Here is a 10,955-nt window from a genome sequence, read left to right as displayed (position 1 = left end):
ACATTCCCACCCGATAAGGAACCGACAGAGCTTGTCCTGGAAGAGAATGCGGACAGCCTTGAATTTGATCGGGTGCCGTCTCCACGGCCTCCGCCAGCAAAATGAACTACTCCTCCATCCGGGAGCTGCGCGCGTACGGCAGCAAGGGCAGTTACGTGGCCGCAGGATCATTGCCTCTGCGCAGGCCGGCTTTTATGCCGAGTTCGCCCGCGCGGTCCGCGGCGACGGGCCGGAACCCGTTCCCGCATCGGAGGGGATTCAGACATTGGAGGTCCTGGACGCGGCCCGCCGCAGCGCGCAGGAGAAAGTGGTGATCGCGCTCTAGCACCCACAACGCACCCGCCGGCCCGCACCGCGAGGTGCAGGAATAAACGCCCGACGCCGGCCGGCGTCGGGCGTTTGTTGCTGCCTCATTTTCGGCGCCCTAGGCGGGCACGCCCGAGCGTTGCTTGAACAGGTGCTCCAACTCCTCCAGCGATTTATCCTTTGTCTCCGGAACGACGCGCTTGACCCAGACAATGGCGGACAGCTGCAGTGCCACGAAGATGAAGAACGTCGCCGAAACACCGATCCACGAGACCATCTGCGGAAACGAGAACCCGATCAGGAAGTTGATCATCCACAGCACAAAGACGCAGATGCCCATCGCGATGCCGCGGACGTGCATGGGGAAGATCTCGGACATGGTCAACCATGTGACGGTGCCGATGCAGCCCTGCATGGACGCCAGGAACGTCACCATAAACAGCAGCACAAGATAGCCGCGTAACGTGCTCTCCGGCAGGAGCATGGAGACGAGCGCAATGGCCGTCAGGGAAGAAGCGGTGCCGCACAGCCCCACGATCAGCATGGGTTTGCGGGGTACGCGCGTCATCAGGTACATGCCGATGATCACGGCCACAACGGACGTCACGCCGTTCAGGACGTTGGCGATCAAGGCGCCCTGATCGCCGAATCCGGACGAGGACAGGATGGACGTCCCGTAGTACATAATGGCGTTGACGCCGCTGATCTGGTTGATGATGGCCATTCCCAGGCCCACCACGAAGATCCTGCGGATCCAGGGCACGGTGAGGTCCCTGAAAGTCCCGAGGTTGGCCTTGTAGTCCTCCCTTGCCGCTTGCCGGACCTCGTCGAACTCTGCAGAAACGTCGCCTGCGGCCCGGGTGGACCGCAGCACGTCAAGGACGGCCCCAAAACGGCCGGCGGACGCCAGCCAGCGCGGGCTCTCCGGCAGGACCAGCATCCCAAACCACAGGACCACGGCCGGGAGCGTGGCGATAACCAGCATCCAGCGCCACACATGCGTTTCTTCGGGGAAGGCGTTGCCGAGGACGGCGTTGAACGTGAAGGCCAGGAACTGGCCGGTAACGATCATCAGTTCGTTTTGCGTGACGATGCGGCCGCGTTGGGCTGCCGGCGACATCTCGGCGAGGTACACCGGGACAATCACGGAGGCACCGCCCACGGCCAGGCCCAGCAGGGTCCGCGCCGCAATGAGCAGTTCAGTGCTGGGTGAGAGGGTGCAGGCGATGGTGGCCACCACGAAGATCAAGGCCAGCCCCATGATGGTCTTTCGGCGGCCGAAGCGGTCCGAGAGCCGTCCCGCGCTGATGGCGCCGAAGGCCGCACCGAACAGGAGGGTGGAGGTGACAAGCCCTTCCGTAAGCGGGGTCAGCCCCAGGTCCCTCTGCATAAACGGAAGGGCGCCGTTGATGACGCCGGTGTCGTAGCCGAACAGCAACCCGCCGAAGGTGGAGAACAACGCTACCTTCCGCATGAACTTCTTCGGGTTCGGGTTGTCCGGAGAGGCGGCCAGGGCGGCGTCAGGGGCAGCGGCCTGGACTGTCGCTGGTTGTGGTTGTGTCATGGTTCCTTTGTCTTGTTCCAACCTCGCCACTAGTTGGCCTTGGCGACGTACTTGCGCATGGTTTCCAGCTGGTAGCGGGACACGTCGTCGGCGTTTTCATCCTCGGCGAAGACGCTGGACACCATCACGGTGTTGTCCTTGGCCAGGAAGCCGATTTCCTTGAGCCCGCCGAAGAACTCGTCCCAGTTGACGTCGCCGTCGCCGATCTTCAGGTGCTGGTGCACGCGCACGGCGTTTCCGGGTGGGTTGGTGATGTACCGCAGGCCGTGGGAGGCGTGGTGGTCCATCGTGTCCGAGACGTGGACCAAGCGCAGCTTGTCCCCCGCTGCGCGCATGATGTCAAGGGGTTTGTTGCCCATGTGGAAGGTGTGTGAGGCCACGTAGACCATGCCGATGTTGGGCGAATTGACACCGCGGATGACGCGGATGGCGGCCAGGCCGTCTTCGACGAAGTCGTCCGGGTGCGGGTCGATCAGCACATCCAGTCCCTCGCGTTCGATGATCGGCAGCAGTTCCTCCATGGACCGGTAGAAGGCGCGTTCGGATTCCTCGGCTTTTTCCGGGCGGCCGCTGAATTCGGTGTTCATGGTGCTGACGCCGAGGTCCACGGCGATGCGGATAGCGCGTTTCCAGTAACGAACGGCCGCCTCGCGGGCATCCTCATCGGGGCCGGACCAACGCAGCACGGGAAGCACTGAGGCGATTTCGACGCCGGCGTCCTTGCAGGCCTTGTTCATCTGGGCCACGAGCTCGTCGTCGGCCTTGGGGTGGTTGTAGAAAGGGATCATGTCTGCATGCGGCGTCAGTTGCAGGTACTTGTAACCGAGATCGGCTGCCACCCGCGGGAATTCCAGCAGGCTGTGGCTGTGATGGTACGGGGTGGGGTCGAGGGCAATTTTCACGTGGGACACTCCGTTGTGGTTCGGTCGGGAGGGGCTAGCTGTAGAGGTCAGGCTTGGTGTTGAGCCGGACCTGTACCTTTTCGCCGGATTTCTGTGCCTCGACGCCGGCCTCGCAGCATGCCGCGGTGGCATAACCGTCCCAGGCGGTGGGGCCGCCGATCTCACCGCGGACCGCAGCGTCCACCCACGACTGGATTTCGACGTCGTACGCGGCACCGAAGCGCTCTTCGAAACCAGGGGTGACGTTGCCGCCCCAGCGGCCGGAGCTGCGCGTGTATGGTCCCTGGTCCCCGCCGATGCTGACGATGCCCTCCTCGAACGAGGCCTGGGTAGCTACTTCGTAGCCGAACTTGGCGTTGACGAAGATTTCGACGTCGGCCAGGACACCGGATTCGGTCTCCAGCAGGACATGCTGGGGGTCGTGCTGGCCAGCGGGCGCATTCTTCGTCGCCTTGCCCAGCCGCACCTGGACGCTGGTAATTTCCTCACCGGTGAAGAAGCGGATGGCATCGAACTCGTGCACCACCGAATCGTTGATCAGCATCTCATTGGTGAAGCCGGCCGGGGTGGTGGGGTTGCGGTGCTGGTGGTGCAGCATCAGCAGCTCGCCAAGTTCTCCGCTGCGGATGATGCCGCCCAAGGCGGCGTATTCGGCGTCGAACCTGCGCATGAAGCCCACCTGAATGCGCTTGCGGCCCAGCTTCATTTCGGCCCGGACAATCTTCCAGGAGGACTCGGCGCCCGGAGTCAGCGGCTTTTCGCAGAGGATGGGGATGTCTTTGGCGATCGCCTTGATCAGGATGTCCTCGTGCAGGAAACCGGGCGTGGCGATGAGGACGGCGTTGACGTCGCCGTTATTCAGCGCCTCCTCGGCGTCAGCCAGGGCGACGGCGCCCGGAATGCCTTCAAGGGCTGCTTGGGCGCGGGCAAGGTCGACGTCGACGACGGCGGCAACTTCGGCTCCATGGATACGCGTGTTGAGGCGCTGGATGTGGTCCGCGCCCATGCGGCCGGCGCCGATGACGGCGACGCGAAGGGTTTCAGTCATTGTTCTTTCCTTAGGTTCGGGTCCCGAGGCGGGCGTTAGTTGACGGCCGTGCGGGAGCCGCAGGACAACAGGTAGTTGCGGGTGCGCTTGGCGATCGGCATGGGGACGTCGAACGCTACCGGGTACATGTCCTGCTCCACAATTCCGAAGATGGGGCGGTTCAGTGCCTCGACGGCTTCGATGACTGCACGCAGGTCCGGCAGCCCGTTCGGCGGCTCTGTCATGACGCCGGCCAGGTTGGCCGCGGCCCAAGTCATGTTTTCCTCGTTGACCTTTTTCAAGATGTCCGGGTTGATCTGCTTCAGGTGCAGGTAGCCGATCCGGTCCGGATAGTTCTTGATGAGCTCAAGGCTGGAGGCACCGCAGTACTCCGCGTGGCCGGTGTCCAGGCATAGGTTCAGGTACTTCGGGTCCGTCGCGGCGAGGAGGTGTTCGATGTCTTCCTGGGCGCCCACGTGGGAGTCGGCGTGCGAGTGGAACTGCTGCTTCAGGCCGAAGTCTTCCAGCAGGGTCTTGCCCAGGCGGTTGTGTCCGGCGAACAGATCGGCCCACGCCTTCTCGGTGAGCTGCCCGCTTTCCACGGCCTCACCGGTGACGTCATCCCGCCACATGGCCGGGATGACCACCATGTGTTCGCCGCCCATGGCTGCGGTGAGTTCTGCGACCTTTCGGGCCGGCTCCCAGGCGGTCTCCCACTGGTCCAGTCCGCGGTGGAACGCCGTGAAGACAGTTCCCGCGGTGACTTTCAGGTCACGCTGCTTGAGCTCTTCGGCGAGCCGGGCGGGGTCGTTCGGGAGGTAGCCGTAGGGGCCGAGTTCGATCCACTTGTAGCCGGATTCGGCCACTTCGTCGAGGAACCGCTCCCAGGGGGTCTGCTTAGGGTCATCAGCGAACCAGACGCCCCAGGAGTCCGGCGCGGTGCCGATGATTAGCTTGTTCTCAGTCATTTCTCAATCCTTCTCATCGGTTGCTCCGCAACGGCCCTTTTGGAGGTTCAAAACTGCGAGGGTGCCGGTGGGGAGCAATCGATCGGTGGCGGTGGGGTCGTCAGTTGGAGGGGAAGTTGTAGGAGGCGCCGGAGGCGTGGGTGGGTTCGGGCCAGCGGGAGGTGATGACTTTGCCGCGGGTGTAGAAGGACACGCCTTCGGGGCCGTAGATGTGTTTGTCGCCGAAGAGGGAGGCTTTCCAGCCGCCGAAGGAGTGATAGGCCACCGGCACGGGCAGGGGCACGTTGATGCCGATCATGCCCACGGTCACGGAGCGCTGGAACTTGCGGGCGGCCGCGCCGGAGGAGGTGAAGATCGCGGTGCCGTTCCCGTACGGGTTGGCGTTGATCAGCCTGATGCCGTCCTCCAGGGTGTCGACGCGGACCACCACGAGGACGGGTCCGAAGATTTCCTCGGTGTACGCGCTCATCCCGGTCTTCACGTGATCGAGCACGGTGGGGCCGACCCAGAAGCCGTCCTCATGTCCGGGGACCACGAGGTCCCGGCCGTCCACCACCATCGCAGCTCCCGCGGCTTCTGCCTCGGTGACGATCCGGACAATCCTGTCCTTGGAGGCCGGGGTGATGACCGGGCCCATTTCCGCGCCCGGGGCGGTGCCGTTATCCACCTTCACGGCCAGGGCACGTTCTTGGACCTTCTTGACCAGCAAGTCCGCGGCGTCCCCGACCGCGACCGCCACGGAAATCGCCATGCACCGCTCCCCCGCGGAGCCGAACGCAGCGGCGGCCAGGTGGTCCGCGGCGTTGTCCAGGTCCGCGTCGGGCAGCACGATCGCGTGGTTCTTCGCCCCGCCCAAAGCCTGGACCCGCTTGCCATGCTTCGTGGCGGTCTCATGGACGTACTGCGCGATCGGGGTGGACCCGACGAAGGAAATCCCGTCCACATCCGGGTGCGTCAGGAGCCCGTCAACGGTCTCCTTGCCGCCGTGCAGGACCTGGAACACCCCATCAGGCAGCCCGGCCTGCTTCCAGAGCCTGGCCAGCAGCATCGAGGCAGACGGGTCACGCTCGGAGGGCTTGAGGATGAACGCGTTACCCGTAGCGATCGCCATCGGCGCCATCCACAACGGCACCATCACCGGGAAGTTGAACGGCGTGATCCCCGCGACCACACCGAGCGGCTCACGGAAAGAGAACACATCGATGCCCGTGGAAACCTGGTCCGAGTAATCGCCCTTCAGCAGGGTCGGAATCCCGCAAGCGTATTCGATGACTTCCAGGCCGCGGCCGATCTCACCCTTCGCATCGGAGATGACCTTCCCGTGCTCTGCCGTAATCAGCTCAGCCAACTCATCCACGTGCGCCGCGACCAGTTCACGGAACTTGAACAGCACCGCGGTCCGCTTCGCCAACGAAATGTCACCCCAGGTATCGGCGGCGGCGCGGGCAGCGGCCACCGTGGCGTCCAGGTCCGCCCGGCTGGCCAGCCGCAACTCCCCGGACACGGCACCCGTGGCCGGGTTAAAAACCGGCTGCGTGCGGTCGCCCTCGCCGGCAGTCTCGGAACCGTTGATGAAGTGGTTGATGGTGGTGGTCTCAGTGGTGACAGTCATGGGGACTCTTCCTTGAGTGGGTGTGAGGGGTTTCTAGCCGAGCAGTTTGCGCTGGCGGGACTTGTGGTCGGTGTAGGTCTGGTAGGCCTGCTGGGTGGAGTCCAGTTCGGAGACCTGGGAGACAGGGACGTCCCACCAGGACTCGGAGGATGGGGCATCCAGCAGCGGGTCGGATTCGACGTGGATCAGGATGGGCCCGCCGCGTTCCGGGGCTGCTTTGGCGTCGCGGATGGCCTGTTCGAGTTCAGCGATGACCTTCTCGCCGGGCTCGATCCGGACCACCTTCACGCCCAGGGATTCGGCGTTCAGGGCCAGGTCCACCGGCAGGGTTTCGCCCTCGTCGAAGCTGTGCTGTTCCTCGTCCAAGGCCCGGTACTGGGTGCCGAACCGCTGGGAACCGAGCATTTCGGAGAGCGATCCGATGGAGGCGTAGCCGTGGTTCTGGATCAGGACCACGATCAGTTTGATCCGTTCGGCGACGGCGGTGACCAGTTCGGTGTGCATCATCAGGTAGGAGCCGTCCCCCACCATCACGACGACGTCGCGCTGGGTTCCGTTTCGCGCGGCCTCTGCGAGGGCTGCACGCTTGACGCCTAGCCCGCCCGGGATTTCGTAGCCCATGCAGGAGTACGCATACTCCACGTGGTAACCGAACGGGTCACGGACGCGCCACATTTTGTGCAGGTCCCCCGGCAGCGACCCCGCGGCACAGATCACCACGTCAGTGGCGTCCATGGCCCGGGAGGTGGCGCCGATGATCTCGTTCTGCGCCGGCAACGGTGTGTGCCGGGTGTCGAAGGCCTCGTCCACGGTGGCGTCCCAGCGCTGCTTCTGCACCGCGATGGCCGCTTCGAGGTCCGCACCGACGCGGTACCCGCCCAGGGCTGCATTGAGCTTGACCAGGGCCTTGCGGGCGTCGGCCACAATCGGCAGCGTGGTGCCGTGCTTGTACGCATCAATCGCGGCGACGTTGATGTTGATGAAGCGCACGTCCGGGTTCTGGAACGCCGTGCGGGACGCGGTGGTGAAGTCCTCGTAACGGGTGCCGATGCCGATGATCAGGTCCGCCTCCGCGGCGATGGCATTCGCCGCCGTCGTCCCCGTTGAGCCGATCGCGCCGAGGGAGAACTTGTGGTCCCAGGGCAGGACACCGACGCCGGCCTGCGTATTCCCCACCGGAATGCCGGTCAACTCAGCGAAAGCAGCGAGTTCGTCGTTGGCGTAGGCGTACAGGACACCACCGCCGGCGATGATCAGCGGCCGCTTGGCGGCACGGATCGCCTCGGCGGCTCGGGCGATATCGTCGTCGTCGGCGTCCGGGCGGCGGATCCGCCACTCCCGCTCGGCCAGGAACTCCTCCGGCACATCAAAAGCCTCGGCCTGGACATCCTGCGGCAGCGAAATCGTCACAGCACCTGTCTCCGCCGGATCCGTCAGGACCCGCAGGCCGTGGTGGAACGCCGAGAATAGCTGCTCCGGCCGGGAAACCCGGTCAAAGAATTTAGACAACGGCCTGAACGCGTCGTTGACCGTGATGTCGTAGGCATAGGGCTGTTCGAGCTGCTGCAGGACCGGGTCCGCGGCGCGCGTAGCGAACGTATCTGACGGCAGCAGCAGTACCGGGAGCCGGTTCGTCGTCGCCAAGGCCGCGCCGGTGAGCAGGTTCGAGGAACCCGGCCCGATCGAAGTGCTGATCGCGAACGTCTGGCGTCGACGGGTGTGCCGGGCGTACCCGACAGCCTGGTGCGCCTGCGCCTGCTCATTCCGTCCCTGATAGTAGGGCATGATCCGCGGGTCAAGCTGCTGGTATTGCTTCAAAGCCTGTCCGACACCGGCGACGTTGCCGTGCCCGAAGATCCCGAACGTGCCCGGAATCAGGCGTTCCCGGAAGTCCACCCCGCCGACGGAATCGACGGTGTACTGCTTGGAAAGATACTCGACGACGGCCTGGGCCACGGTCATTAGACGGGTCCCTGATGCTGTTCTCGTCCCCATGGGAAGTTACTCCGATACTTCTGCTGATGCGGTGTGGTTAAGGAGGGAAGCTGCGGTGGCCACGGCGCCGGCAACATCGCCGTCGGCCGGATACAACAACGTCCGCCCGACAGTGAGGCCCTGCACGCCGGGAAGCGCCAGGGCGGCTTCCCAACTGGCGAAGACTTCGTCCTGCGTACCGTCCGGATCCCCGCCCAACAAAACCGTGGGCATGGTGGTCGCAGCCATGACACGCTCCATGTCCGCCACGACCGGCAGCTTCATCCACGTGTACGCACTCGTGGAACCCAGGCCCTCGGCAATCGCGATCGACTTGATAACGGCGTTGGTGGACAGGTCATTGCGGACCTTGCCGTGTTCGCGGACGGACAGGAACGGTTCCACCATGGCGATCAGCTTCCGCTCAGCGAGGGAGTCAATGGCCTTCGCGGTCGCTTCCAGCAAGGACACAGTGTCCGGGTCGCCGAGGCAGATACGGGTCAGCATCTTGCCGCCGTCGGCCCCCAGCGCCTCCAGTGCAGCGGCCGTGTGGCCAGTGAAGCGGTCATCGAACTCGTTGACCAGGCCGGCGAGGCCGCCGCGGTTCATGGACCCGAAGACCAGCTTTCCTTCCAGCGCCCCCAGCAGGAGTAGGTCGTCCATGATGTCCGGCGAGGCGAGCACGCCGTCCACGTCCGGATTGGCCAGCGCAATCTGCAGCCGGTCCAGCAACTGGCGGCGGTCGGCCATGGCCACCGGATCATTCCCGACGGCGAGTGCACCGCGGGCGGGGTGGTCGGCGGCAACGATGAAATTCTGCCGGCCGTACTTCAAGCCAGGGTGCCGGCGCCGCGCCCCGGCTGCCCGGGCAATGGCGTCCGGATCCTCGAGCCGGATGGTGCTCAGGTGCGCATAGCGGCGGGGATCATCGTCCACGGCATTGTTCGAGGCAAGGGGCGTGAGAGTCACAGCGCTGCTCCTTCAGTAGCGACCTGTCCAGGGACAAGGCGGCCGCGTTCCGCCAGCAGCGAGGTGACCTCGTCCGGCGTCGGCATCGCATCGGCACAGGACAAACGGGAGGCAACAATCGCACCGGCGGCATTCGCGTAGTCCAGGACCTGCGCCAGCGGCCATCCGGACAGCAGACCGTGGCAGAACGCCCCGCCGAAGGAGTCTCCGGCGCCCAGGCCATTCATGGTCTCCACCGGAACCGGGGCGGACACCACTCGTTCGGTGCGGGTCTTGGCCATGACCCCTTCAGGTCCGAGCTTGACAACGGCGATCTCCACACCCGCAGCCAGCAGCCGGTCCGCCTGCTCATCAGGGGTCCCCTCGCCTACCGCGACGGCGCATTCCTTGTCATTGCCGATCGCCACCGTCACGTGCGGCAGGATCTTCGCGACCTGGGCCCGGGCTTCCTCTTCCGATGCCCAGAACATGGGCCGGTAGTCCAGGTCCAGGACAGTGAACTGGCCCTGTTCCAAGCCGGCCTTCGGGCGGGCCTCGTGGGCTTTGATGTGCGCTTCACGGCTGGGTTCCTGGCAGAGGCCGGTTACGGTGGACCAGAAGATGCCGGCGTCGCGAATCGCGTCCAGGTCCAACTCGGAAGCCTTGATCTGCAGGTCCGGAGCCGTGGGGAACCGGCCGTAGAAGTACAGCGGAGAGTCCTTCGGCGGTTTGATCGCACAGAAGGTCACGGCGGTGGGCCACTCCTTCACCGGCGTAACAAAGGAATCATCCACATTGAACTTCTTCAGTTCCCGGTGCAGGTACGTCCCGAACGCGTCATCACCGGTGCGGGTGATCACACCGGACCGGCGGCCGTGCCGGGCAGCTGCTACGGCAACGTTCGACGGCGATCCGCCGAGGTACTTCCCGAAGGACGTCACGTCCTCGAGGTCCACACCAATGTCGTTCGGGTAGATATCAACGCTGATGCGCCCGATCGTGAGCAGTTCGTGGGTCACGGTAATCGCGGACCTTTCTCGTTTGAACTCTGTACCTCTGAGCAGTTAGAGCTCCGGTTCCGACCCCCGTGAGCGGGGCCACAACCACTACTTTGCCCTAGAATCAATGTCCTGTCAAAGGTTTGTACTGACATATTTACAACTTGCCAAACCTGCGTTCACAAGCGTACGCCTGGCGGCCTTTCCACCGGAAAGGAGGCCTATTTCTTGGGTACAGCCAGCTCACCGGTGACATATTGGGCCCGGCCGAATCCAAAGGACCAGTCGCCCGCAGTGTTTTCCACATATCCAATAAAGACGTCCTCGCCGGCAATGCCTGCGTGGGCAAGCTTTTCCGCTACAGCTGCAAAGAGTCGCTGTTTTGCCGCCTGCGAGCGTCCGCCCTGCGTAAAGATCTGGATCATCACCACTTCGCTCGTGCGTTCAAATCCGAGGCCCGCGTCCTGGGCAAAAATCTGCCCGGCAGGGTGCTCGGTCAGGATATGGAAGTAGTCCCGCTCCGGGATCTTGTATTCCGCGAGGATCGCGTCATGGATCCCCTGGCTAAGACGGCGCAGGTCTTCGGCACTGCGTCCCTGGTTGACGTCGATGCGCACGAGCGGCATTTTTTCTCCTTTAGTTTGTCCTGACATACT

10 protein-coding genes are annotated in these 10,955 nt (G+C 64.3%); 1 reads left to right on the top strand and 9 read right to left on the bottom strand.

Going from position 1 to position 10,955, the window contains the following annotated elements:
- Positions 1–31: 31 nt before the first annotated feature.
- On the top strand, positions 32–325 hold the full coding sequence (locus ACLKOZ_RS00525; protein WP_436472204.1) for a Gfo/Idh/MocA family oxidoreductase: 294 nt from the start codon (positions 32–34) through the stop codon (positions 323–325).
- Between the two features lie 99 nt (positions 326–424).
- Here ACLKOZ_RS00525 and ACLKOZ_RS00520 read toward each other — a convergent pair whose 3' ends face one another.
- From ACLKOZ_RS00520 to ACLKOZ_RS00480, 9 genes are all read right to left on the bottom strand, one after another.
- Complete coding sequence (locus ACLKOZ_RS00520) at positions 425–1,780, bottom strand: sugar porter family MFS transporter (protein ID WP_436472225.1); 1,356 nt, start codon at positions 1,778–1,780, stop codon at positions 425–427.
- Between the two features lie 119 nt (positions 1,781–1,899).
- Complete coding sequence (locus tag ACLKOZ_RS00515; RefSeq protein WP_436472203.1) at positions 1,900–2,772, bottom strand: sugar phosphate isomerase/epimerase family protein; 873 nt, start codon at positions 2,770–2,772, stop codon at positions 1,900–1,902.
- Between the two features lie 34 nt (positions 2,773–2,806).
- Positions 2,807–3,820 (bottom strand): Gfo/Idh/MocA family protein, encoded by a 1,014-nt coding sequence (locus ACLKOZ_RS00510; protein ID WP_436472202.1) that lies wholly within the window; start codon positions 3,818–3,820, stop codon positions 2,807–2,809.
- A gap of 35 nt (positions 3,821–3,855) precedes the next feature.
- Positions 3,856–4,767 carry a sugar phosphate isomerase/epimerase family protein gene (locus tag ACLKOZ_RS00505; RefSeq protein WP_436472201.1) on the bottom strand — a complete coding sequence of 304 codons (912 nt, stop codon included), beginning with the start codon at positions 4,765–4,767 and terminating at the stop codon, positions 3,856–3,858.
- 100 nt (positions 4,768–4,867) lie between these two features.
- The gene (locus ACLKOZ_RS00500) at positions 4,868–6,379 is read right to left on the bottom strand and encodes a CoA-acylating methylmalonate-semialdehyde dehydrogenase (RefSeq protein WP_436472200.1); all 1,512 of its coding nucleotides are present in this window, start codon (positions 6,377–6,379) and stop codon (positions 4,868–4,870) included.
- 33 nt (positions 6,380–6,412) lie between these two features.
- A complete protein-coding gene (gene iolD, locus ACLKOZ_RS00495; protein ID WP_436472199.1) occupies positions 6,413–8,341 on the bottom strand; it encodes a 3D-(3,5/4)-trihydroxycyclohexane-1,2-dione acylhydrolase (decyclizing) in 1,929 nt (642 codons plus the stop codon).
- Between the two features lie 39 nt (positions 8,342–8,380).
- Complete coding sequence (locus tag ACLKOZ_RS00490) at positions 8,381–9,322, bottom strand: Cgl0159 family (beta/alpha)8-fold protein (protein WP_436472198.1); 942 nt, start codon at positions 9,320–9,322, stop codon at positions 8,381–8,383.
- Positions 9,319–10,320 (bottom strand): 5-dehydro-2-deoxygluconokinase, encoded by a 1,002-nt coding sequence (gene iolC, locus ACLKOZ_RS00485; RefSeq protein ID WP_436472197.1) that lies wholly within the window; start codon positions 10,318–10,320, stop codon positions 9,319–9,321. Before iolC ends, ACLKOZ_RS00490 begins: the two co-directional genes overlap by 4 nt.
- A gap of 200 nt (positions 10,321–10,520) precedes the next feature.
- A complete protein-coding gene (locus tag ACLKOZ_RS00480) occupies positions 10,521–10,925 on the bottom strand; it encodes a tautomerase family protein (RefSeq protein ID WP_436472196.1) in 405 nt (134 codons plus the stop codon).
- Positions 10,926–10,955: the final 30 nt, after the last annotated feature.

The sequence above is a fragment of the Arthrobacter sp. R4 genome, from assembly GCF_051365025.1.
Classification (GTDB): Bacteria; Actinomycetota; Actinomycetes; order Actinomycetales; family Micrococcaceae; genus Arthrobacter.
Note: the sequence above shows the minus strand (reverse complement) of the source record. Positions and strands in the feature narration are given on the sequence as shown.

What these genes read in the sequence shown, in the direction of transcription:
- ACLKOZ_RS00520 (WP_436472225.1), bottom strand. Translation starts at nt 1,780, where the DNA reads ATGCGGAAGGTAGCGTTGTTCTCCACCTTCGGCGGGTTGCTGTTCGGC.
- ACLKOZ_RS00510 (WP_436472202.1), bottom strand. Translation starts at nt 3,820, where the DNA reads ATGACTGAAACCCTTCGCGTCGCCGTCATCGGCGCCGGCCGCATGGGC.
- ACLKOZ_RS00505 (WP_436472201.1), bottom strand. Translation starts at nt 4,767, where the DNA reads ATGACTGAGAACAAGCTAATCATCGGCACCGCGCCGGACTCCTGGGGC.
- ACLKOZ_RS00500 (WP_436472200.1), bottom strand. Translation starts at nt 6,379, where the DNA reads ATGACTGTCACCACTGAGACCACCACCATCAACCACTTCATCAACGGT.
- iolD (WP_436472199.1), bottom strand. Translation starts at nt 8,341, where the DNA reads ATGACCGTGGCCCAGGCCGTCGTCGAGTATCTTTCCAAGCAGTACACC.
- ACLKOZ_RS00480 (WP_436472196.1), bottom strand. Translation starts at nt 10,925, where the DNA reads ATGCCGCTCGTGCGCATCGACGTCAACCAGGGACGCAGTGCCGAAGAC.